We start from the raw sequence: 24,740 nt of genomic DNA, 5'->3' as shown, positions 1-24,740 counted from the left end.
ACTGATCGTATTTAAGAAATATTTAATTAATTAAACATAAGTAATCCCTTTCTAAAAGTCGATAATATTTTTGATGGGTATGTGCTATTGATTTTGTATGAAAGGGATTGCTTATGAAGAAAAAAACAGCTGCAAAAATGACTATGGCGGTGGCAGTGTCCTGGGGAATGTTCATAGGAGCTTCTGTTGTCGGATATGCCAATGATGTGGATGAAGATAATAATGAAGATAACATAGGTGATGTGGATGAGGACAACGGCCCATCTGATGATGAAGAAAAGCAGGATGATTCTGCCGATGAACAGGATGAAAATGTAAGTAATATTGAGAATATCATTCCAGCTGAGCAAAATGATACTCTGCCTGAAAATAAAGATGCAGGTTCAGATGATAAGTCTGTTGAAGAGAATAAAGCTGAAGAGATAAAGGATGAAGATACAGACAATAAGGCGTCCGAAGAAATAAAGGACGAAGAGACAGGTGAAAAGAAGTCCGAAGAAATAGAGTCTGAAGAAACAAGCGAAACTGCGCCTGAAGAAGTAAAGAGCGAAGAGAAGACAGACATTCAGGAAGTAGTGGAAAAAGATACAGTTGAGCTGGATGTAAGTGAAGTCCAGCCTGGCCTAGAGAATGTAGCTACCGATGAAGCAGGTGAAGGCGATACACCTGTAACTACTATGATGCTCAGAAGTGCGGCCCCAAGGATGATGACGCTAGGAACGGCTGCTACTCCTGATACTACCACTGAAACAGAGACACCAGAAACACCAGAAACTACAACGACTGAAGCAGCTACGTCAGATTCTAGTGGTGGCGAGACTGCTCAGCCTCAGCAGCTTGTAAAAGCAGGTCCTTCTGAGGAACTGGATAATGGTCAGCCTGCAACACAGCATATTTCAATTGCAATCCTGTCTGATACCCATTATGTTTCTAATGATCAGAAGCAGGGCAATGGTATTCAGAACATGGATACAACAGCCGTAACTGAAATGAGAATGCTGGAAGAAATTGACAGCATCATCAATGTCTCACTGGATCAGGTTACTGAATTTGATCCGGATTGTCTTTTGATCTGCGGCGATCTTACAAGTAATGGTGAATACTCGGGAGCTCAGGCTCTTGCAGATAAACTGAATGCGTTAAAGAGCAAAGAGGGCATGGAGGATGTTGGCATCTATGTTGTCAACGGAAACCATGACATCAATAATTCTTATGCTGCTGATTTGACGCCAGAGGAGATTGCCAAGGCTCAGCGAATTGGACCGGAAGACTTCAAAACAGTATTTGCGGGACTTGGATACGGAGAAAATGATCACTGTGAGGGTGGAACAAGAACAGTCTATAATCCTCAGGGTGATGATCCATCTATTGCACAAAATCACGGCGGACTTTCCTATGCTACGGAAATAGCGGACGGAGTTACGCTTGTAGTCATGGATACAGGCATCTACAGCTATGAGGATCTAGTTAACTCAAGATATGGAAACGCACAGAAAACTGCGGGATTCGTTTCTGATGGTCTTTTGAAGTGGGTGGTTGAGCAGACTCAGGCGGCTAAAGAGAAAGGAAATCTTGTTCTCGGAATGTGCCATCATTCAATAATTCCGCACTGCTCTATAGATACTAAGGTTACTCAAGCGTACATGTCAGAATATATCATAGGTAACCATGAGCAGGTTTCAGCTGCCCTGGCTGATGCCGGTATGTCTGCAGTCCTTACAGGACATTCTCACGCAAATGATATTGCAAAGTACGTATCTGAAAGCGGAAATGTTCTCTACGACATTCAGACAGCAGCTCTTTGTGCTTACCCGGTTGCCTGGAGGCAGGTAAATATTGATATAACAGGTAGCGGAAAAGATGCGGTGTACAATTTCTCAATCGATACGTCATTCATAGACAAGGATTTTGGGGATGTGGACACCGCCAACTGGAGTGTTTCAACAGGTGGTACTGTAAAAAAATTTGACGATGATTATCAGGGTAGTATGCAGGATTACAGCTATGATAAGTCTGGAATCAGGCAGGAAAGCATAGGATCGTTTATTGATTATTTCGCAAGAGAGATAGCTTACTCTATAACAGAGACTCCGGGAGGAACTGAGGCGTACCTTAAGAATATGATAAAGTACACCGAGGATTCACTGGGGGATTATGCCCTTGATCAGAGCATCGAGCTAGCCAGAAAGAATTATAAGTTTGCTACTGATTTTACTTTATTTGAGATTCCTATTTCGATTACTGCAAATAGAACAAGTGACGGCAGTGAAGACAGCATTATAAAGTATGATATTTCTATAAAAGACAGCACTGCTGAAGAGAGAGGTACTCTTAAGGTAAATCTTACTGCCCTTTCCGGTGGTGTTAATAAGATGGTTACAGCCATTAACAATTATCTTAATGTTGATGGATGGAAGGAAAGTAATTACAAGAGTTCACCAATTCAAAAGGAAGTAGTTACTCTTTTATCCAATGCACTTGTAAATGCGCTATCAAAACCTATTGATGAAAAAGATCCAACATCAACCGGAATGAATATTGCCATTGATGCCCAGCAGGCATTTGCAAGAGGCGACGAAGGGGCTGTTCAGACAGAAAAGCGAGCAAAATATCAGGAACTGCTGAAGAGCAGTATATTTGAGAACTACCTCAATGACGCTTTATGGGGAGCCATTGTAGAAGCGAGCAATCAGAATTCCTGGAAATATCCTATTCTATCGAGGATTCTTGCAACTCCTATAGTTGCTGAGGGCCAGAAAACAATAGCAAGTATTACAGATGTTACATCCGCTACATCCCTGTACATTATGGGGTTTAATGGAATTACTGGAACGATGAATTCCCCTGCAGCCATTTTGGATGTTATAAATACTCTTCCGGGCTTTAATAAGAGCTCAATTATGAGTTTTGCTTCTAAGCAACTTATAAGCGCTTTTGCTGAAGTGCAGCTATCAATGACCCAGGACAACAATATTCCAAATGATTCAAAGTGGCAGTTCCATACAATTAATCTCTACATGGGAGACGATTATGAAATTGTCAGAAATACTCTTACAGTTGAGCAGTTTAAGGCAGGAAAACTTATAACACCGTCTATGGAAGACTATGAATTTGCAGGATGGTATACTGCTCCTGACGGAGGAACATTAGTCACAGCAGATTCAGATTTCACAGGCATCTATAAGCTTTATGCCCGTTGGAATTATGTCGGTGATGATGACGATGAGGATTATGACGACGACTGGTATGAGGACTATGAAGATGACGATGATTTCTGGGATGAGATTGATGAGCCTATTGAAGATGACGGAACTACTGTAAGGGACTATGTTGAAACCGAGAAGGAAGTAAAAGAAGACCTGGATGATGCTCTGGAACTTTTAGACAAGATAAATGCTGATACATTAAAGAAGATCAATAAAGACAGCACATCAGGGAATGCTACTCCTGGCGCCATTTCTTTATTACAAAAGGACAATCTGAGTGGAGATATAAAGATTGGCAGATATATCAGCGATTCCATCGTTGATGGACAGGGCAATCAGATCACAGACAAGGTATTTGTTACTGATACAGGAAGAATTGGTATAAATCTTGGAAAACTTGATTATCTTACACCAAGCCTTTTAAAGACATTAAATGGTGTGGATGCTGACATTGAATTATACTTTATGTATAAGGGAAAGCTCACAAGGCTGATCATACCAAAGGGAACAGATCTTTCAAAATACGTTGATAAGAACGGATTTATAGGTCTGCTGTACTTAAAGCAGCTTATTGAAATAGGTCAGTTAATCTAATAAAACAGAGGAACACTGCCCCCTGGCTCTAAAAATACAATTAGAGTCAGGGGACTTATTTATATATAATAATGTCTTTCTCTTATATTTCAATCACGGTATATGTATTTCGAACCTTTTTAGATTCATAGAGTGCCTTATCTGCAGCTTTGATCAGGTTGCCTACAAGCTCAGTTCCGAAGGCACCCCCGAAACTCATGGTTATACGGATTTCTGGATTATTATCGATAGTAACATCTTTTAAAGCCTCTTTTAATTGTAAAAGCTTATTTTCCAGGTCCTGTTTAGTGATATCAAAGAAGACCATCATAAATTCATCGCCGCCATAACGGATGACTACGTCATCTTTTCGTACGGAATGCTCCATAATATTTGCGACTTTTGCGATGGCTTCATCACCGCTCTGATGACCGGCAGTGTCATTGACTTCTTTAAATAAATCGATATCACCCATGACCACGGCTTTACAGGGTTTAAAGATGAGTTTATCATCCAAAAACTTTCTGTTTCGAACCTTGGATAGAGAATCTATATATATTTCTGACTCGAATTCTGATATTATTTTCTGCTGTTCCAGATTTTGCAGCTTGGCATCTGTTGTATCCACGCAACCATAGACAATGTGTGATATGCTGCCATCTTCATTTCGATCACCTATCATGAAAACGCCATTGAACCAGCGATGAGCACTTTCGCTGTAAAACTCCATTGTTGTAGATTCATGCTCATTGATAGCGGCAAGGATGTTATCCTTATCAAGCCAGTCATACAGACTTTGGTGGAAACTCTCTGCAACTGAGGAGGCAACATTTGCTTTTAAAAATTTGAAAGCGTCCGGATCTTTTGGAACCTTCTCAACATATTCATTGGTGCTGATCATATGATAACTCATATCGCTGACATCAATATATAAAGAAAAGTTGAAGATACTGCCCAAGGCCTCTATTATTTTTACATGTTCTTTGAGTGCTTTGTGGGCAGTAATATCGCGATAGCATCCCATATAGATTTCCAAAGAGCCATCATCGGGGCGTCTTATGAATCTTCCGGCACCGGTAACCCAGATGATGCTGCCATCTTTCTTTTGCATGCGATAGGTTGCGTGAGTAATATCAGGAAGATCGCGGTGAATGCGGATTGAATCCCAGAATAATTTAACGATGTCATCGCGCTCCTGCGGAACAAGAGTTTTGACCCAACTGTCGAACTCATTGGGAAGATCTTCGATTCCATCGTAGCCCAACATTTGCCTGGTCTCATCGTTGAATTCAAAACTCAGCAGGTTTTCGTTGCGATCAAAGGTACAGAAGTACATACCGGCTTTTAATCCCTTGGCAAATATATCCTCTTTATATCTGGCTATACGGTATTTGCTGTTAGCCTCTTCAATTCGTCTGTTGCACTCAATTAAGAGTTCATGCTGATCCTCAGGATATGCAGATATGTCAAATAAAGGAGAAGCATCGTCTACTACGACACTGGCTTCAGCGTTAAATTGTCCTATACCCTTGGTAATGCTATTGACTGCATCGTTGGTATTCATCCATGCTCCTTTAATCGTTTACAAGTCAAAATGATAACTATATTACATACATTAATAATACTACTTTTTGGGACCTTTTGGCATGCTAAAAGAGAATTTAGCAAGTGGTAGCTCTTTTATTACATTATTTTAGTTTTTTTTTAGCGTTAACATCTCCAATTATAGACTAAATTACGTTAAAATATACATTAGATAATAATGCGTTTTTATGACAGGAGGCATTGGAAGTCCGGATGCTTTACTCTACAGTTGCTGCATTAGCACTGATATTAAATACAATACTGAATTGGGATGCGCTTAGGAATGTTCGCTTCCGGGTTGGAAATCAGGATAAAAGACTGGCCTATTTTAGGTACGGTCATTTTACGCTCGCTGCCAATTTCTATTTTTTGTCGGACATATTATGGGGAATTTTATATGAGTATCGTGGTATTCCAGGAATTTTTCCGTTTTTATATTCAGCCACTGTATTTTATTTCATATTTATGCTGGCAACTATGCTTACATGGGCTCGCTACATAGTTGCATTAAGATCAGGCGGCCGTAAAAAAATCAAATATATGACGGCAGCCATTACAAGTATTGTAATCTGCGTCTTTACCTTCTTGCAGGTTTATTTTACTTACTATCCATATTATGCTATGGGACTTATCGTTGGAATATGTCTTGTTCATACTTTTATTGAAGCCGGTGAAAAAGAAGAAAAAGAAATACATGACCATATTGCCTCAACAATGGCAGAGGATTATGAAGTAATATACTACATCGATATTGAAACCGGAGAATTTTTGGAGTTTGCAAAAAGTCAGAAATTCAAGTCTCTAAATATCCCAGTTGAGGGAAAGGATTTTTTTAGCGAAGTAAAGAAGATGGCTGAAGAACATGTATATGCTGACGACAGAGAGTACGCAGCGGGATTCTACGACATGGAGACAATGCTTAAAAATCTTGAAGGAAGACGTTCATTTTCGTTTAAATATCGAGTGATTTCTTTTGGAGAGCCGAGGTTTACTCTTTTTACGGTAATGCGTACAAGTGATAAGAAGTATCTTATCTTTTTCGTAAAAGATATAGAAGATGAGCTTGATGCGGAGAAAAAGCAGAAGGAGAGCCAAAAGAAAACAGTTACGTTCACACAGATTGCAGAAGGCCTGGCTTCCAACTACGATGATATTTATTATGTAAATATAGCAGATTCATCTTATGTCAGCTATGCAGTAAACAACATATACGGGCAACTTCAGGTCAATCAATCAGGCGATGATTTCTATGCTGAGTCTTTTTCTAATATTCCAAAGATTGTCCATAAGCAGGATCAGGAGATGCTTAAGGAATTTATGGATAAGGACAGCATGCTTTCAGTTCTTGATAGTCATAAAGTCTGTAGTTTAGAATACCGCCTCATAGTATCAGGAAAAACTAAATATGTCAGAATGACTGCGCGCAAAACCAGTGATGGAACTCATTTCATTATTGGTATCGAGAATATTGACGAGGAAATAAAAAGAGAGAAGCAGCATATTAAAGCATTAAAAACTGAAAAAGAACTTGCAAGACGTGATGAGCTTACAGGAATCAAAAATAAGACTGCATACAGAGAGCTTGAAGAATCTGTACAGGTTAACATGGACAATGGATTGGACTATCTTTCTTATGCGTTGATTGTCTGCGACGCCAATAATCTGAAAAAGATAAATGATACCCAGGGTCATGCGGCAGGAGATGAGTATATAAAAGCTTCCGCAAAACTTCTATGCAATATATTTGTTCACAGCCCTGTGTTCCGAATTGGAGGCGATGAATTCGTGGTATTCCTCCGTGGAAGTGATTATTCATCAAAAAATGAATTAATGGAGAAGCTGCGTGGTCAAGCCCTTGATAATCAAAAGACAGGGTCAGGACCAGTTCTGGCATCAGGCATTGCAGAATATGACATGAAAAATGACAACTTCGTTTCCGATGTTTTTGACCGCGCCGATAAAGAGATGTATGAGAATAAGCAAAAGCTAAAAGCGGGGAACGGCAGCTAATTGTAGTTGATAGTAATTTCATCATGCAAAAAAATCCCCTGCACTGGGTAGGTAAGGGTGCAGGGGATTTAATATTAAAGTGAGAGTGCAGCTTTGTAGCCGCCTTCTATTGCATGTCTGATCCTTCCGGCTTTTTCAGCATCACCTATAGTGATGATATCTGAAATAGAAGCTATAGAATCAGGCAACGCGTTAGATCTGGTTCCTAAAGAAATAACGATGTTATCAAATGAAGCTGTTACCTCAGTGTCATGCTCAAGGTCCTTAAACTTAGCTTCATGCTCTGAAACGCTTAGGAGCTGGTGCTTTGCAAAGAATTTGCACCCGCCCGGAGCAAGTCTTCCCATTACGTCGATCAGGTTCTGGAAAAAGAGTCCTGGACCGATATCATCAGCCATCTCATAGAGCTCTATAGTATTTCCTTTTTCCTGAAGGTATTCTGCAGTTTCGATTCCTGTCATACCTGAACCTACTACACAGATCTTTTTACCTGTAAGATCAACCTTTCCGGAAAGAACATCCGGAGGAGTTATGATATAGCTCTGGTCAAGACCAGGGATTGCTTTTGGAAGAACAGGAGATGATCCTATAGCATTTATTACTCTATATGGATTCTCTTTCTCTATCATAGCTGCTGTAGCTTCAGTGTTAAGGCGTACTTCAATGCCATATTTTTTGATCATTGCATCATAATAGTCAATAAGCCATGTGATCTTGTCTTTCTTTGGAGGCTTGTTAGCAAGATTAAGCTGACCACCGATTGCGGGGCCTTTTTCGATAATTACAGGCTTAAATCCACGCTCAGCAGCGACTCTTGTAGCTTCAAGTCCGGCAGGACCGGCACCGAGAACTACTACCTTTCTTCCATTTCCATCTTTTTTGAGAGGAAGATACTGACATTCCTCACCACCTTCGATATTTACTGTACACTGGCAGCGGATGCCGTTTTCTTCACTTGCAGCCATCAGAGATTCCATACAGTTCAGGCATGAGATACATTTTCTGATCTCATTAACATTACCATTTTTTACTTTTTCGCCCCAGAATGGGTCAGCAAAGAACTGTCTTGCAGATCCGACAAAAGAAACACCTTTGTCCAGGAAGTCAACTGCGGCCTGAGGATTTCTGATAACTGAGCAGGCAATAACAGGGATATTAACAGCCTTTGCAATAGCTTCTCCGTTGTGCATTTTCCAGCCTTCATCAAAGCCTGTTGGCTCCCATGCCCAGTTCATGGTCTCATAGTTGCCGGCAGATACGTCAAGAGCGTCAACTCCATAAGATTCAAAGAGCTTTGCCATTTCAATCGCATCATCAAGAACCATTCCGCCTTCTTTACCAATCTCGCGCATGTATTCATCTGCAGAATATCTGATGATAATAGGGTAATCGCCGCATTTTTCTCTTATTCCATCAATGATCTCTTTAATAATTCGAACTCTGTTCTCGATGCTTCCACCGTACTCATCTGTTCGGTGATTTGTGTATGTTGAAATGAATTCACAAAGCAGATATCCGTGAGCTGCGTGAAGAACAACACCATCAACTCCGGCCTTCTGCATGCGCACAGCACCCTCAATAAAGTCATTAACTGTGTCATGGATCTCCTGAACAGTCATCTCGTGGCTTGGCATGTGGATCAGCTCGCTTTCCTGACCACTGGGAGAAGCCATAGAACCTCCGTTTATAGGAGCAACTCCCTGACAACCCGGATGATAAAGCTCTACAAATAAAAGAGAACCATACTTGTGAATCTCGTCAGCCATTTTCTTATAGCCAGGGATGAACTTGTCATCGTCAGTGCAAAGATTTCTGAGGTTTCCTCTTCCAGTCTTGCTGTTGACAGATGCAACTTCTGTCATAACAATTCCGCATCCGCCCTTTGCTCTTTCAGCATAAAAAGCTATATCTCTTTCGGACACGCTTCCGTCGAGTTCTGCATAATAGTTGCCCATAGGCTCAAATACAAGCCTGTTTGGGGCAGTAACAGTACCAATTTTTTTCTCTGTAAATAGTTGTTCGTACATAATCATACCTCCTAACAATTTATATATAATTCTTCGAGTAACTCTAAGTCAATAGTGAAAAAAATATCAATGCAGAAATAATAAACAAGCTTGATTTTACTGCTATATGACGCTATTTTATTATTATCTTAAAACTTAGAGTAGGACGAGGTAAAAATAGATGGTAAATATGGAGGACTGCGTTAATTCTCTTGCAATGGATCATCCACTTGATACTACACCAAAATATTCAGTGACTCAGGTGGCAAAAATAGTGGACATCTCCGAGCATACGCTTCGCTACTATGATGATATGAAACTTTTTCCATTTCTTCAGAAAAATGAGAAAGGTAAGCGACTTTTTTCAGAGGCAGATATGCAATGGGCGAAACTCTTGGAATGTCTCAGTAATTCAGGTTTGTCTATAAAGGAAATGAAGCAGTACGTAGACCTGTGCATTATAGGAGACAGCACAGTAGAAGAGCGATTTGAAATCCTGAGAAAGCAGGAAAAGATAATCAAGGACCAGATAAAAGAAAAGAAAAAACAGCTAAAGCTTCTGCAGTTTAAAATAGACTATTACAAAGAGTGGTGTAAGCGGGTGTAACAGCAATCAATTTTTATAGAGTTGTAATCCTTACATCTTCCTGGTAGATACAAAGGTCTGACCGCTTTTGAGCCACATCACGGCAATAAGTAAGTGTCTGCCGTATTTTTTCTGCCAGATTCTCTACTAATGGGACAAAACGAGGTTCAGTAGGAGATACAATAAGTTCGATATGGTCAGAGCGGACTTCTACTGAACGAATAGATTGGTGAGTGCCAAAAGCATCTATATCTTTCTGGTTAGTAAGGTTGGAAAGGTCAAAGAGAAGTTCCGGATTTCGATTTGATGCGACGTCAATCTCATCTGCAAGGCGTATAACCGTAGCCAAATAAGGCGTGCGGATAACGCCGTTTTCTGTCTGCATATTTGGATATTCCAATTCATCGAGAAGATCTGTTTTTCGGTGCCCTCTTGCAACCTGAATTATTGCAAACATAGTATCTTTGTCAAAAATATCAAAGAGCTTGGAGTATTTTTTAATGATCAGTCCACTTAGCTCATTATGCTGTTCTCTGATAATCTGAGCTTCATTTATTGAATGGCTCTCATTAAGAGTGCCTTTGGGTTCCAGTTCTTTTTCGAAAACCTCAAAATCCTTTCGGGATATTCCCATTCCAACGTCGTGAAGATAACAAGCCATCACAAGAACATAGCACTCCAGCGTATTGAGAGCCCATACCTGGTCACCCAGAATTTGATTAGAATAATCCAGAACATCTAAACTATGCAATAATGAATGATCAGTAAAATCCGGAAACCAGGATAGGAAAGACTCTAGCATAGTATATAGCATAGATACACTATCTGTTACTCGTCTATGTAAATCTGGCGCTTCGTTTTGAAGCCTTTTTTCCAATAGGAAATCATGGGTGTCGTTCATCACAATACTCCTATTTGTAAGTTGTCTCATAAGAATAATATATCAGAAATACGAATACTATTATACTGTAAACAGTATTTGAAATAATAGCCAAATAAATAGTGGAAAGTTTGGTGATTAATAAAGTTGCACGCGGTTAAATCGCACGCTATTATTAATGACAAGTGAGGGGATTCTATTTTATTTAGGAGGCTACTTATGGCATTTGAAAAACTTTTTGAGGAAGGAAAGATTGGCAAACTGGCGATCAAGAATCGTGTAGTTATGCCAGCAATGGGAGTGGGACTAGCTGAACCCGACGGACACACCAATGAACACATCATCCGCTACTATGAGGAAAGAGCTAAAGGCGGCGTTGGTTTGATCATTACAGAGGTTACAAGAGTTGAACCTATGTATGGAACAGCGTGCCCATGCCAGCTTGGAGCATATAAGCTTTCTCATATCACAGGACTCGAGAGACTGGCAGACAGAGTTCACAGATATGGCTCCAAGATCTTTTTACAGCTTCATCATCCAGGAAGAGAGAATCATTCAATTCAGATTGAAGGAAGACAGATTGTGGCTCCTTCTGAGGTTATGTGCAAGGTTTGTCAGGAGATGCCAAGAGCTCTTTCTACTGAAGAGGTAGAAGATCTTGTTAAGGCATTTATCAGAGGTGCAGTAATCGCAAAGACAGCCGGAATTGATGGAGTAGAGCTACACGGTGCGCATGGATATCTCCTCAACGAGTTTATGTCACCTTATACAAATAAGCGTGAGGATAAATATGGTGGTTCTTTTGACAAGAGACTTACTATCATGGAGGAGATAATTGCAGGCATCCGTCAGCAGTGCGGGCCTGACTATCCAATTTCTGTTCGTATCAGTGCAGATGAGTTTGTTGAAGGCGGACTTAAGCTTGAAGATACGATTGAGATTGCAAAGCGTCTTGAGAAATGTGGAATCAACGTTATCAATGTTTCAAGCGGAATCTATGAATCATCTACAACTATTGTTGAGCCAGCTTCTTTTGCACAGGGCTGGAAAAAGCATCTTGCTACTGCAATCAGGAAAGAAGTAAGCATTCCTGTTATTGCTGTAAACAATATAAAAGAGCCTTCAGTTGCAGAGGCACTTCTTGAGGAAGGCGTATGTGACTTTATTGGTATCGCAAGAGGAAACCTTGCTGATCCTGCTTGGGCTAAAAAAGCTGAGTGCGGAAAAGAGGCAGAGATCAACCGTTGTATCGGATGCCTTAACTGCTTTGGTGCAATTGGAGCAAATGGTCACATTAAATGTACTGTAAATCCTCGCTGCGGTAGAGAAGTAGAGTTTGGCACAGTTAATAAGAATGGCGAAGGAAGAACCGTTGCAGTTATCGGAGCTGGACCTGCAGGTATGGAAGCTGCACTTACTCTCAGGGATAGAGGATTTAAGCCTGTTATCTTTGAAAAAGAAAATGTACTCGGCGGACAGCTTAATCTTGCGGATAAGCCTGTTCTTAAGGATAAGCTTGGAGCATATAAGAATGGTCTTATTGCAAGAGTAGAAAACTCAGGTATTGAAGTAAAGCTTGGAACAAAGGCTGATAAAGAAAACGTAAAGGCGATCAATCCAGTTGGGGTATTCCTTACAACAGGAGGAAATCCTATCGTACCTAAGATTCCTGGAGTTGAGGGAAGTAACGTTATTACAGCAGAGCAGTTCCTTAGCGGAGCTAAGAAAGTTGGAGAAGGATCAGTTGTTGTTATCGGAGGCGGTAACACCGGTATGGAAGTTGCTGAGACTCTTTGCTATGAAGGAAGAGAAGTTACTGTTGTAGAGATGATGGATCAGATAGGAAGAGGCCTCTACCCATCAGTGCTTGTAGACTACATCACAAGAGTAACTCAGAAAGGTGAAAAGATCCTTACAGGACAGAAGGTTCTTTCTATCGATGAAAAGGGAGTAACAGTTGAAAACACCAAAGATCAGAGCAAGTCACGTATCGATGCAGACAACGTTATCCTTGCGCTTGGCGTATCTTCAGAAAATTCTTTGAAAGATGCTATGAAAGAGCTTGGAGTACCTGTTTTACTTGCAGGTGATGCTTCTCATCCAGGAAGGATCATGGAAGCAACAATGGATGCAGTTAACCTTGCTTATGGATTTTTGGAGTAATACTAATCTGAACATTATAAGATAATAAAAAGCAGGCATTGTAGCGCGACAATATGCGGCTGCAATGTCTGTTTTTTCTTTTTCTTGTTCTCTTTTTTGTGAAAGTGTATATTAGGTATGTGTACGATGTCTTTGGGGGAAGGCTCTGTATATGATAAGTTCTTGTTGTTGGGAGTAAGAAGTGTATGAAAAGTAATTATGGGGATCATGGCCGCCATCGCAGGAAAAGAAATCCTGATGGAATGACCGTAAAAATCATTATTGCAGCGGTAGTAATCTGTATCTGTGCTGCAATTTTCCTGGTTAGATCATTTGTGAAAAGAAATGCTGATAATGAAGCATCTGAGCAAGTCTCTGTTTTGGAGCTGGAAGAAATAGAGGAGCCCATAGCAGAGGAGGAGCCTGTGGTTGCAGCATCTATTGAAGCCTCAGTAAATGAAGAGCAGCCGGAAGAAGCTGCTGTTGAAGCTTCGTCTGAAGAAGAGGAATTAGATATTCAGATGGGAGCCGGGGCAGAGACCGGAGAAGATATTGATGTAGCAGATCTGGTGAGTGCCAGCAATGTTGGAGAGAATTCATCTGTCACATATGGCATCGATGTATCAAGATTTCAAGGTACCATCGACTGGGCACAGGTCGCAGCCACTGGTATTGATTTTGCAATGATAAGAGTCGGATACAGGGATTCTTCTACAGGTGAGATCAAGGCAGATTCCAATGCCAGATTTAACATGCAGGAAGCAGAAAAAAATGGTATCAAGATTGGAGCATACTTTTTTTCCACAGCAGTAAATAAAGATGAGGCGGTGGCTGAGGCGAACTGGGTAAAAGACTACATTGCACAGTATCCGATCACCTACCCGGTAGGATATAACTGTGAAGGCTTTGACAAGGAAAGTAGCAGGCAGTACAGCCTTACTAAAGATGAAAGAAGCAGTATTGCTGAAGCATTTCTTGATCAGATCTATAAAGCTGGATATACGCCTATTTTTTACGCATCAATGGGAGAGCTGGCCGGAGATGCGCAGTGGAACACTTCACAGATAGAGAAGTCATACAAAATATGGATGGCATGGTATAACCAAAATACTTCGAATATTGTGAATGGGCCTGCTTATGATGGACAGTGCGCTATGTGGCAGTACACTAATCAGGGAACTGTTGCGGGTATAAGTAAAAAAGTCGATGTAGACGTGGCATATTTTGGATATAACGGTACGGAAACAGCCAAAGATACTTCAGAAAGGGCAACTGCAACAGCAGATGTGGAAGCACTTATGAGTTTTGACACTGTTGATGAGACAGTTACTGCAAAAAACAGCACGAATCTTAGGGATAAGCCAAGTCAGGGCGATGATAGCAAGGTGGTTGTAACATTGCAAAATGGACAGACAGCTCAAAGAACGGGTATCAGCTCCAGTGGCTGGTCCAGAGTGGTGTTTGAAGGAAGCACTTATTATGCAGTATCAAGCTTTTTGACTACTGATCTTACTGCTCCTAAGCAGGAGACAGAACAGCCTGCCACTACTTCCGGCTTCAAGACTCAATTTGCTGATTGCAATGAAACAGTAACAGCCAAGGATATTGTGAACCTAAGATCAAAGCCAAGTGTCACTGATGAGGACTCGGCGGTAGTTGCAACACTATCTTCTGGAGACACTGCAACCAGAACAGGGATAAATAATGATTACGGCTGGTCCAGGGTGGAATACAATGGCCAGACATTATATTGCGTAAGTAGTTACTTAAGAGTTGTTGAGTAATGGGGATGCCCGAACCGTTTTCATGGCACCAATGTATTTTATTTAATTGAAAAAATGACTATAATTAGTATATAGACTGTTTGTAAATGTTTTTCAGCGGATATATCAGGAGATTTTTATGAGATCAGAAGCAGATATCATGAAAAGGCTAAATGATGAGATAGACAGTTATCTTACATGTCCCAAATTTACTGTGGAAGAGCATGCTCACAATGTCACAATGCTGGCGTGGGTCCTTGATATATCTGATGTACAGTTGAGTGAGATGATAAAAGAGGCAGAGGCATCTTTTGGTGGAATCATGGAAAATCCTATGGATTGATTTCATTAGGAATGCACTGCCGGAAGGGAATAAATTCGAAAGTGAGGGGTTTATATGACAAAAAGGATAAAAAAGATTCTTATTAAGAGGAAAATGCAGAGGATTCTTAGGAGAGTCAAGAAGCATGCGGGAGTTTTCCTGCTGTTCATTTTGCCTTTTATAGCTCTCGTTATTATTCATCATCTCAAGAAAAAAGCAAAAAAGAAGATAAAGAAAGCAGTTAAGGCTAAAATCCGAGAGGACTTTGATAATAGATTCCACAAGGATGAGCCTGAAGAGTAAAGGTTTAAATATATGTATCTTGAGGAGTCAGTGATCCAGCAGCTTGAAATGACTCTTTCTATATTCGATCATCCCTTCATCCTTCATATGAGAGAGCTTTTCCTTCCAGGGAGAGCTCTTTTTGCTCTTGTAGTAGGCGTTCAGAGTCATAATCCAAATAAATTATCAAAATGTGGTTTAAACAACATACTTGTTAATAATAGTATATTATACTGACAACATCAAAACAAGGATTGAAGAGAGGATAAAAGATGGTCAGAAAGATAATAAAGATTGATGAAGAAAAGTGTAATGGCTGCGGAATATGTGCAAGTGCCTGCCATGAAGGCGCTATTGATATTGTAGATGGAAAGGCAAAGCTTGTAAGAGAGAATTTCTGTGATGGATTCGGCGATTGCCTGCCGGGCTGCCCTATGGGAGCAATTTCTTTTGAAGAAAGGGAAGCACCTGCCTACGATGAAGCGGCAGTAAAGGCAATGCAGGAGAAGAAAGGATTGGCAAAAGATATGAATGAAATGCAGCATGCTGAGGGACATGGATGCCCAGGCTCAAGGTTTATGCAGCTTAAAAGCAGTGTTCATGTGGATGAGGATCCTGGAATGGACATGGTTTCAAGAATGAGCTCGCATCCATCAAGGCTGATGCAGTGGCCTTGCCAGATAAAGCTTTTGCCAACACAGGCAGATTTTTATAATGGCGTCAAGCTTCTCATAGCTGCGGATTGCACAGCATACGCCTATGCAAACATGCATGAGGAATTTATGAAGGGTAAGGTTACAATGATCGGCTGTCCAAAGCTTGATGAAGGCGATTACACCGAGAAACTCACAGAAATTATCGCTAATAATGATATTGCAGGCGTGACAATAGTGAGAATGGAAGTTCCATGTTGCGGGGGACTTCAGAGAGCTGCTGAGAATGCCATAAGAAACAGCGGAAAATTCCTTCCCTGGCAGGTTATTACAATTTCAAGAAATGGCGAGGTTATTGAGTAAATTACTCAATAAGCAGATAATTTCTAGGAGTTTGAAAATAGAACGTTTATACTGAAATAAAGAGAAAAATAAAAGGAGGCACATTATGGCAGCACTTAATGAAAGAAAAGTAGCAGTAGTAGGTTGTGGATTTGTCGGCTCAGCATCAGCTTTCGCTCTTATGGAGAGCGGGCTTTTTTCCGAAATGGTGCTGATTGATGTGAACAAAGAAAAAGCAGAAGGCGAAGCTCTTGATATCAGTCACGGACTTCCTTTTGCGAAACCTATGCAGATATATTCCGGCGATTACAAGGACGCTGAAGATGCGGCAGTTATGGTTGTTACAGCAGGAGCGGGACAAAAACCCGGTGAAACAAGGCTGGATCTTGTGAAAAAGAACGTAGGTATCTTCAAATCTATAATTCCTGAGATTGCAAAGTATAATAAAGAGGGAATACTTCTGATTGTGGCTAATCCTGTAGATATACTTACCTATGCTGCAGCGAAACTCAGTGGTTTTCCTGAAAACAGAGTGTTTGGCTCAGGAACTGTTCTTGACACAGCCAGGTTTAAATATCTTCTCGGCGAACACCTGAGTGTAGACAGCCGTTCAGTACATGCTTTTATAATTGGCGAGCATGGAGACAGTGAGATTGCAGCATGGAGCAGTGCAAACGTTTCTGGAATTCCAATCCATGACTTCTGCGAGATGAGAGGACATTTTGAACATGAGAAGTCTATGAAAGAGATTGCAGAAAACGTAAAGAACAGTGCTTATGAGATCATAGAGAAGAAGGGTGCAACATACTATGGAATCGCCATGAGCGTACGACGTATCTGCGAAGCAATCATCCGAGATGAGAAATCTATACTTCCTATCTCCAGCATACAGCATGGTGAAAACGGCATTGATGGTGTCGCCCTCAGCATGCCTGCCATAGTTGGAAGAAGAGGCGTTGAAGGTTCTGTGCCTATCAGACTAAACGAACAGGAAAAAGAGGCACTTCTTAAGTCTGCGGAGACGTTGAAAGCTGTAATTGAGGAATCAATTTAATCCTTGAAACACAGGACAATAGTATGTTAAATTAAAATAAGAATCGATGAAGAAAGGGGCACATGAATGACCTGGAAAACAATAAACATTCATATGATGAAAGGTGATGTTTTAGCTGTTTACGGGGATAGTGCGCTCTTTTTTAGGTAAACAGCTGCGATTATATCGTTGAAGTTATATTAAAGAGACATTATCTCCTTATTCTTTTTAAACACTAAAGATTAAGGAGATTTTTTTATTATGGAAAAGAAAATTGCTAGAAATCAGATTAAAAAGATACTTAGTATAGATGCTGTTTCAGGATTTGCCATAGGAGGAGCAGCGTGGGTGGCTCTATTGGCTGCAAGGGGCTTTAATACAGTAGAGATTGGGCTATTAGAGAGTATATTTCATATTACAAGCATGACTTTTGAGATCCCATCAGGAGTTATCGCAGATGTGTTTGGGCGCCGCAAGACGATGATTGCCAGCAGAGTTATGGTGATAATATCATCTCTACTGATGATCATTTCCCGTAATTTCTTTACAGTTGCTATAGCTATTTCGGCAAGTGCTCTTAGCTATAACCTGGCATCAGGAACGAGAGAAGCACTTGCCTATGATACGCTCAAAGAGGCAGAGCTTGAAAAAGAATATGACAGGTTTGCTTCAAATGATCTTATGATCTATCAGATATTCAGCTCAGTAGGAACATTGCTGGCGGGAGTGGCGCTAGTGCTTGGCTACAGGAAAGCTAATGCTGTTGACGCAGTAATCGGGGCTATTACCGTGATGATTGCCTTTACACTTACAGAAGTGCACACTAAGCTTCACGATGTCACTTCTGTTTTGGAGCGATTTAAAGAAACGATCCAGAGCAGCACGTCTTTTATAAAGGAGAGCAGGAAGGCCAGGCTTATTATTCTGTTTAATGGCTTGGTTGGTGCGGTTGATGTACTTGTATTGTTCTTTTTGCAGGCTAAACTTCCGGCTGTTGGACTAAATAAACTGTGGCTTGGACCAGCTCTTTTTGCTATGGGAATAGGCGCAGCTGCAGGAGCCAAGGCAACGGAGTATTTTAATCAAAAGAACTACCGCAGGATCGGCGTTTTGTGCGCGGTAGGAGTATCATTGTCTTTCGCATCAGTGTTTACGGGGAACTATTACCTGATGATATTGGGAGGCTTTATCGGTGCGTTTTCAGATAATTTCCTTCAGGTCAGGACCGATGTTTTTCTGAACAGCATGATACCTTCAGAACAAAGAGCAACTCTTATGTCAGTCAATTCTTTTGCATTTTCGATAATTATGATCATATTATCCCCAATATTTGGGCTGATGTTTGCATAAGTTCCAGGCTGAGCTTGATCTGGTACAGGGAAGTCACATTTTTTTTAAATACCTTATATAAGGTATAATGTGATTAATAGTAAAAAAAGGGGGAATGTCGTCATGAACACTTTAATAGCTCCAGATAATAATTGGGCACTTTTATCAATACTTTTTTTGTCCAGTTTTCTAGCAATTTACCTTGAGCAAACGTACAAATGGGCTGCCAAACTTACAGGTGCCATAATAACTTTGGTGATAGCTGTACTATTAACGAATTTTAGGGTAATACCAACCAGTGCTCCTGTTTTTGACGATATTGTATGGGGGTATGCAGTACCTTTAGCGATTCCATTGCTTCTTTTAGATGCCAATGTCATGAAAATATGGCGAGAGACGGGGAAGCTTTTGTTGGTATTCCTTATTGGTGCGGCAGGGACATTTGTCGGTGCTCTTGTTGGAACAGCGCTTTTGTCAGATCTGGTGGAAGGACTTCCTGGAGTTGCGGCAATGATGACTGGGTCCTATATTGGTGGAGGCGTGAATTTTACTGCCATCGCTGATGCTTTTCACGTCAGTGGAGGTCTTATTTCGGCGACTACCGTGGCAGATAACCTGAATATGGCGGTTTACCTGATGATTCTTCTTGGCATTGCTTCCAGCTCTTTTTTTAAAAAGCATTACACCCATCCTCACATCGATAGAGTGGAAAATGCAGGAGTTGATAAGGCAGGTGAAACCCTTGCTGCAAGCTACTGGGAGCGTCACGATATCTCATTAAAAGACATAGCGGCTGCTATGGCATACACTGCAGTAGTTGTCACTGTATCAAAGCTTATTGCAGCTTTTTTTGCCGGAGTTATTCCGGATAACAATGGGCTATTAAAGATGCTGAATACTTTTTTCGGAAGTCAGTATGTTTGGATAACGAACGTTTCAATGGTGTTTGCTTCACTCTTCGAGGATAAGGCAAAAGAGATGCACGGTGCCAAGGAGGTTGGGACCTGGCTTATCTATTTGTTCTACTTTGTTATAGGTGTACCTGCTTCTATTATCATGATCATTCAGAATGCACCGCTTCTTTTTGTTTTCTGCTTCATTTTGGTAGTATTTAACATGCTTTTCTGCTTTGTTTTTGGCAAGCTTTTGCGGATAGATCTGGAGGACATCATCCTGGCTTCAAACGCTAATATCGGTGGACCTACCACTGCAGCGGGAATGGCAATTTCTCTTGGCTGGACAAGGCTTGTTGGTCCTTGTATGCTTGTTGGAACTTTCGGCTATGTGATAGGTACATGGCTTGGTATAATCATTGGTTCAATTCTGGGAGCATAATATGAAAAAACAAAAGAATTGTATAGGCACTATGGATTCGTCGGGATTTGTGGAAATTGCAGATGTAGTTCCAGATGTGATATTGGAACTACGGTACTATTCAACCTTCAATTTTATAGGAGACAGAATAGACGGATACCTTAAGCCAATAGCTCTTTTGACAAAAGAAGCTGCTGCGGCCCTTAAGCGTGCAAGCGACGAATTTGTCAAACAAGGATATCGCCTTAAGATTTATGATGCATATAGACCACAGATGGCAGTGGATCATTTCGTAAGATGGGCAAAAAACATAGAAGATCAGCGGATGAAAAAGGTCTTTTATCCGGAAGTTTCAAAGGACAAGCTCTTCGACCTTGGCTTTATCGCAGAGCACTCCGGCCACAGCAGAGGGAGCACGGTTGATCTGACTCTATTTGATATGGCTCGTGGATGTGATGTGGATATGGGGGGACCCTTTGACTATTTTGGTAATATCAGCCATTTTGAGAACGCCGACCTTACAGACAAACAGCGTGCCAATCGATGCCTATTGCGTGATGTAATGACATACGCAGGTTTTAGTCCCTACGAAAAAGAGTGGTGGCACTTTACTTTAGCGGATGAGCCCTATCCAGATACATATTTCGCCTTTCCGGTAGAATAGGAGAATCAAAACTTGAAATTATTGGAGTTATGGTGTATTATAAATTGTATACAATTGAATTGCGAATAGGAGGTAGTCATGAGCGTAGCAGTTAGATATTATTCCAGATCAGGAAAAACACAGAAGGTAGCAGAGTATATTGCAGAAGCAGCGGGAGTAGATGCAGTTTCAGTAGATGCTGAAGGAGCAGGACTCTCAGAAAAAGCAGATGTTCTTTTCATAGGTGGAGCACTTTATGCTTACGGTATTGATGATAATCTCAAGCAGTTTTTAAAAACTCTTTCAAGCGATAAGGTTGGAAAAGCAGTTGTATTTTCAACATCATGGCTCTCAAAGCATGCTCTTGATCTCATTAAAAATGAGTTGACGGATAAGGGAATCCAGGTTGAGAGTGACACCCTGTATTTCAAGAGCAAGGCCGTTGACGGCTGCAGAGATGAAGTTGTTAGATTTACTCAGAAATATATCTGATGAATTTTCATAAAAGGATGTTTATGAATAAAAAAAGAAGAATCGGAATGCTTTCGATAATCTTGGTGTCTGCGTTTGTTTTATTATGCGCAGGCATAAGCGGATGTGGAAACAGCGGCAGTGAAGAAACAGCGGAGAATGTATTAACAACTCTTTCAAGGGATGGCTATTCTCTAGAACAAGTGGTGGTTCTTAGCAGACACAATATTTGTGCGCCGCTTTCCGGAGAAGGGTCTGCACTGGATACAATAACTCCAAACAAGTGGTTTGAGTGGTCGGCCCCAGCCAGTCAGCTCTCTGTAAGGGGAGGAATTCTTGAGACTGAGATGGGACAGTATTTTAGAAAATGGCTCGAGTCAGAAGGCCTCTTTGAATTAAACTATCATCCAAAAGACGGGGCAGTTCGCATATACGCCAATTCAAAGCAAAGAACTATAGCTACAGCACAGTTCTTTTCCGCGGGACTTCTTCCTGTTGCTAATGCAGAGGTTGAGTACAATGCAGAATATGACACCATGGACCCTGTATTTAATCCGGTATTCACCTATATGTCTGACGACTACTCTGCGGATATCGAGGAAGAGATAAATAAGATCTATGGCACAGCTATAGCTAATCTTGGTGATAACTATGATCTGATTTCAGAAGTGATTGATGTCCAGAAATCAGATGATTACAAGAATGGCGTTTTTACAGGGTTTGACGTGGGAGACTCAGAGTTCTCTTTTGAAGAGGGAAAAGAGCCTTCGGTGAAAGGTTCACTCAAGACTGCATGTCAGATATCTGATGCGCTTGTGCTTCAGTACTTTGAAGAGTCAGATCCTGTTAAGGCAGCCTTTGGTCATAATATTACCGAAGCAGAATGGGAGGCAATCTCTGAGGTTAAGGATGTTTATTGTGATGTTCTCTTTTCAGCTCCATCTGTTTCAGTTAATGTGGCTCATCCACTTCTTGAAGAAATTGAAAAGGAGCTGACTACAGATGGCAGGCAGTTCACATTTTTGTGCGGACATGACTCAAACCTGGCAAGCGTGCTCTCAGCTCTTGAAATCCAGGACTACAACCTTCCAGAAACACTGGAAAAGACACCAATTGGAGGGAAACTTGTAGTCAGTAAGTGGAAAGACAAGGCTGGTCAGGAATTTATAAGCCTTGATATAGTTTATCAAAAAACCGGGCAGCTTCAGGAGATGTCTCTTTTAAATGACGAGAATCCCCCTGGAATCTACAATCTGAAGCTTAAGGGATTAAACGCCGATCCAAATGGATTGTACAAGGCAGAGGATGTAATGGATCGTTTTGGCAAGGCGATTGGAGCCTATGACAGCCTGATAGAAGAATACGAGGCAAAAGATGCGGCTTAAGAATTCTCTCCATATAAATCTACATCAGCAGCCTGCCTTTTGTGTTCTTCATCGATAGCAGCATAATGAGCTGCAGTTGTGTTAATGTCTGAATGACCAAGAACATCTGCAACCATATAAATATCACCTGTTTTGTTATAAAGCGCGGTGCCAAAGGTTCTGCGGAGCTTGTGAGGTGAGAGAGTAGTATTAAGACCTGAGCTCTTCCCGTACTTTTCGACCATCCTTTGTATGCTGCGGACAGACATACGGTTATGCTTTAGCGAGATAAAAAGGGCGCTTTCACTGTCAGTTTCAACGAGAGTGGGGCGCTCATTTATTATGTAATCACGCAAAGTATTGCGAATAGGCTCATTGATCATGAGTTTGGACTCGTTTCCGCCTTTTCTCACAATTTTCAAAGTGTTATCTTTAAAGTCCACGTCGTCAATATCAAGTCCGGCGCATTCTGACACACGCATTCCTGTATGCAAAAGAAGCGTAATAATAGCCAGATCGCGTTTAGCGGTGGCTTCAGCGTAGATTTTGGCATGCTCGGTAGCCACTTGGGAATTTTCCACAGCATTCACCAGGGATTTTACGTCATGTTGATCGAGCCTGGTAATTGTTTTCTTTGTTATTCTCTTATTTTTGGCAGCTTTCAAAGTAATATCTTCATCAAGGAATCCCTGCCTTGTTTCATAAGCAAAATAATTTCGAATAGCGGCCATTTTCCTAGCTGTTGATCGCTCATTCAGCTGTCTTGAAGTGATCAGGTGCGTTTGGTAAGCATCAATATCGCGGCTGTTTAATTTTTCAATTATTTCATGAGGAATTGCATTCAGTTTAATTTTTGCAATTATTGGATTGCATACATGGAGATATTCGTAGAAATCAAGCAGATCTCTGGCATATCCAAGAGCTGTTCCGATCTGATAGCTCAAAACACAGTTATCAATGAACGAATGTGTATGAACCGGTAACTGATCTTTGATTTCTTTGATGTATTCTGATTTTGTCTTTGTTAATTGTTTGTAGTATGCGGAGTCTTTACCCATATTGTTCTCCAATGCGTAAATTAAGCCAAAACAGCCAGTTTTTATTAATAGCTATCTGCATGACATAAAACTAGAATTTAACGACGTGTTACAAATATATTACCATGTAAAGTTATCTTCTGCAATGTGTTTCCCGTAAAAAAAGCAGCAGACCGTTTTTGATCTACTGCGTCGAAAGTCATAAGGCTACTAAAAGCTTTTAGTTAAAGAATGCGTTCATGCGGCTCTTGATGATCCGGTGTCAATACTGTCTTTGAATACGACAAATCTATCATAGATATATTCAGTGCTCAGATTAAGAATCATATTAAGTCCTGTAACAAGATAATCGTTCCAGTGCAGGTATTCTACCAGATAATTTCCACCTATCGTAGTTATAGGAGTAAAAAATGCATAGTACAGTGCCACTTTTAACATCGCTATTGGGACATTGCTGGCACTTTGAAAGGTAAACTTCCGATTCAGCGTAAAGTTCCAAAGAACTGATAAAACCAGTGCTGTCAGATAACATGGCCAATATGGAAGCGTCGACAGCTCTGTAAGCAGTGAAAAACTCACAATTTCAATTATTCCTGCAGAAATTGAAAAGAAAACAAACTTAGTTATCCTCACAATTTCTTTTTTCTTTTCCTCACTCATGACCTATTCTTCTCCAATGATTACGTAGACGATCGTAAAATTCGCTTTATTAATACCATTTTATCTTTCTCCAGTCAATAAAAAGCCCTGTATTGCGTTTTTGCTATAAGAAAAGCATACAATTCCACTCTGAAAGCAAAAATCTTTGATTTGAGAAGGGTGCCACAGTATCTGGTGAAATCTTCCATCATCTACTGTGACACCCTTATTTTGATTTTTATGAGATTCTCCTAGGTTTAGATGAAGCAAAAGCCATCATTACTGGAATATCTCAGTCTTGTGAGCTCGTCTTTCGTAAAGCTTACGCTACGTAAACTGCTCTATCCCTCATAAGAAATCGTTGGTTAAAAGACCCTGGCGTTGATGAACTGTAAGCATCTTTGCTGTAACTTTTATAATTCCGCTCATAACTTTTAGCTATTCTTTGGTGAAGCCTTCGCCACCTCAAATGCATCAGTTATTTTTGATTTCTGATTATTTATACGAGCGAAAAAAATTTGTGGCAAAAATTATCTGATTTTTTTCTCAAGAGCACCTTCA

At 40.7% G+C, this 24,740-nt stretch carries 19 protein-coding genes; 14 read left to right on the top strand and 5 right to left on the bottom strand.

All coding sequences use genetic code 11. The features are described from left to right. Window positions 1-113 precede the first annotated feature (113 nt). Window positions 114-3,800: a metallophosphoesterase gene (locus E7303_RS11515; RefSeq protein WP_292145449.1), complete on the top strand. Its 3,687-nt coding sequence runs from the start codon at window positions 114-116 to the stop codon at window positions 3,798-3,800. 82 nt (window positions 3,801-3,882) lie between these two features. Here the strand turns inward: E7303_RS11515 and E7303_RS11510 are convergent, their stop codons facing one another. Continuing rightward, on the bottom strand, window positions 3,883-5,343 hold the full coding sequence (locus E7303_RS11510; protein WP_292145448.1) for a sensor domain-containing diguanylate cyclase: 1,461 nt from the start codon (window positions 5,341-5,343) through the stop codon (window positions 3,883-3,885). A 233-nt stretch (window positions 5,344-5,576) separates the two neighbouring features. On the opposite strand from E7303_RS11510, the gene E7303_RS11505 reads away from it, so the two are divergent. Next, the gene (locus E7303_RS11505; RefSeq protein WP_292145447.1) at window positions 5,577-7,373 is read left to right on the top strand and encodes a GGDEF domain-containing protein; all 1,797 of its coding nucleotides are present in this window, start codon (window positions 5,577-5,579) and stop codon (window positions 7,371-7,373) included. A 74-nt stretch (window positions 7,374-7,447) separates the two neighbouring features. Here E7303_RS11505 and E7303_RS11500 read toward each other — a convergent pair whose 3' ends face one another. Next, window positions 7,448-9,400 (bottom strand): oxidoreductase, encoded by a 1,953-nt coding sequence (locus tag E7303_RS11500; RefSeq protein WP_292145446.1) that lies wholly within the window; start codon window positions 9,398-9,400, stop codon window positions 7,448-7,450. A 160-nt stretch (window positions 9,401-9,560) separates the two neighbouring features. Here E7303_RS11500 and E7303_RS11495 point away from each other — a divergent pair, with 160 nt between their 5' ends. Beyond that, window positions 9,561-9,986 carry a MerR family transcriptional regulator gene (locus E7303_RS11495; RefSeq protein ID WP_292145444.1) on the top strand — a complete coding sequence of 142 codons (426 nt, stop codon included), beginning with the start codon at window positions 9,561-9,563 and terminating at the stop codon, window positions 9,984-9,986. Window positions 9,987-9,999: 13 nt separating this feature from the next. Here the strand turns inward: E7303_RS11495 and E7303_RS11490 are convergent, their stop codons facing one another. After that, complete coding sequence (locus E7303_RS11490; RefSeq protein WP_292145443.1) at window positions 10,000-10,866, bottom strand: HD domain-containing protein; 867 nt, start codon at window positions 10,864-10,866, stop codon at window positions 10,000-10,002. A 198-nt stretch (window positions 10,867-11,064) separates the two neighbouring features. Here E7303_RS11490 and E7303_RS11485 point away from each other — a divergent pair, with 198 nt between their 5' ends. The 11 genes from E7303_RS11485 to E7303_RS11435 all read left to right on the top strand — a co-directional run bounded on the left by E7303_RS11485 (window position 11,065) and on the right by E7303_RS11435 (window position 22,524). After that, window positions 11,065-13,008: an NAD(P)/FAD-dependent oxidoreductase gene (locus E7303_RS11485; protein ID WP_292145442.1), complete on the top strand. Its 1,944-nt coding sequence runs from the start codon at window positions 11,065-11,067 to the stop codon at window positions 13,006-13,008. Between the two features lie 185 nt (window positions 13,009-13,193). Next, window positions 13,194-14,771 (top strand): GH25 family lysozyme, encoded by a 1,578-nt coding sequence (locus E7303_RS11480; protein WP_292145441.1) that lies wholly within the window; start codon window positions 13,194-13,196, stop codon window positions 14,769-14,771. Window positions 14,772-14,889: 118 nt separating this feature from the next. Further along, window positions 14,890-15,093, top strand: a complete 204-nt coding sequence (locus E7303_RS11475; protein ID WP_292145439.1) for a hypothetical protein — start codon at window positions 14,890-14,892, stop codon at window positions 15,091-15,093. Window positions 15,094-15,147: 54 nt separating this feature from the next. Further along, window positions 15,148-15,375 carry a hypothetical protein gene (locus tag E7303_RS11470; protein ID WP_292145438.1) on the top strand — a complete coding sequence of 76 codons (228 nt, stop codon included), beginning with the start codon at window positions 15,148-15,150 and terminating at the stop codon, window positions 15,373-15,375. Window positions 15,376-15,626: 251 nt separating this feature from the next. Continuing rightward, complete coding sequence (locus E7303_RS11465) at window positions 15,627-16,370, top strand: ATP-binding protein (protein ID WP_292145437.1); 744 nt, start codon at window positions 15,627-15,629, stop codon at window positions 16,368-16,370. Window positions 16,371-16,455: 85 nt separating this feature from the next. Further along, window positions 16,456-17,403, top strand: coding sequence for an L-lactate dehydrogenase (locus tag E7303_RS11460; RefSeq protein ID WP_292145435.1), 948 nt, complete (start codon window positions 16,456-16,458; stop codon window positions 17,401-17,403). A 240-nt stretch (window positions 17,404-17,643) separates the two neighbouring features. Further along, complete coding sequence (locus E7303_RS11455; RefSeq protein WP_292145434.1) at window positions 17,644-18,732, top strand: MFS transporter; 1,089 nt, start codon at window positions 17,644-17,646, stop codon at window positions 18,730-18,732. A 102-nt stretch (window positions 18,733-18,834) separates the two neighbouring features. Then, on the top strand, window positions 18,835-20,046 hold the full coding sequence (locus E7303_RS11450; RefSeq protein ID WP_292145433.1) for a DUF819 family protein: 1,212 nt from the start codon (window positions 18,835-18,837) through the stop codon (window positions 20,044-20,046). A 1-nt stretch (window position 20,047) separates the two neighbouring features. Continuing rightward, a complete protein-coding gene (locus E7303_RS11445; protein WP_292145431.1) occupies window positions 20,048-20,689 on the top strand; it encodes a M15 family metallopeptidase in 642 nt (213 codons plus the stop codon). A gap of 78 nt (window positions 20,690-20,767) precedes the next feature. Further along, window positions 20,768-21,160 (top strand): flavodoxin family protein, encoded by a 393-nt coding sequence (locus E7303_RS11440; protein WP_292145429.1) that lies wholly within the window; start codon window positions 20,768-20,770, stop codon window positions 21,158-21,160. Between the two features lie 23 nt (window positions 21,161-21,183). Then, a complete protein-coding gene (locus E7303_RS11435; protein WP_292145427.1) occupies window positions 21,184-22,524 on the top strand; it encodes a histidine-type phosphatase in 1,341 nt (446 codons plus the stop codon). On the opposite strand, the gene E7303_RS11430 is transcribed toward E7303_RS11435, so the two are convergent. Beyond that, entirely contained in the window at window positions 22,521-23,561 is a 1,041-nt protein-coding gene (locus E7303_RS11430) for a tyrosine-type recombinase/integrase (RefSeq protein ID WP_292145426.1), read from the bottom strand. The genes E7303_RS11435 and E7303_RS11430 overlap by 4 nt on opposite strands. 216 nt (window positions 23,562-23,777) lie before the next feature. After that, window positions 23,778-24,200 (bottom strand): GtrA family protein, encoded by a 423-nt coding sequence (locus E7303_RS11425; RefSeq protein WP_022773304.1) that lies wholly within the window; start codon window positions 24,198-24,200, stop codon window positions 23,778-23,780. Window positions 24,201-24,740 lie beyond the last annotated feature (540 nt).

It is taken from the genome of Butyrivibrio sp. (assembly GCF_015056685.1).
Classification (GTDB): domain Bacteria; phylum Bacillota; class Clostridia; order Lachnospirales; family Lachnospiraceae; genus Butyrivibrio.
This window is presented reverse-complemented; position numbering and strand designations above follow the sequence as displayed.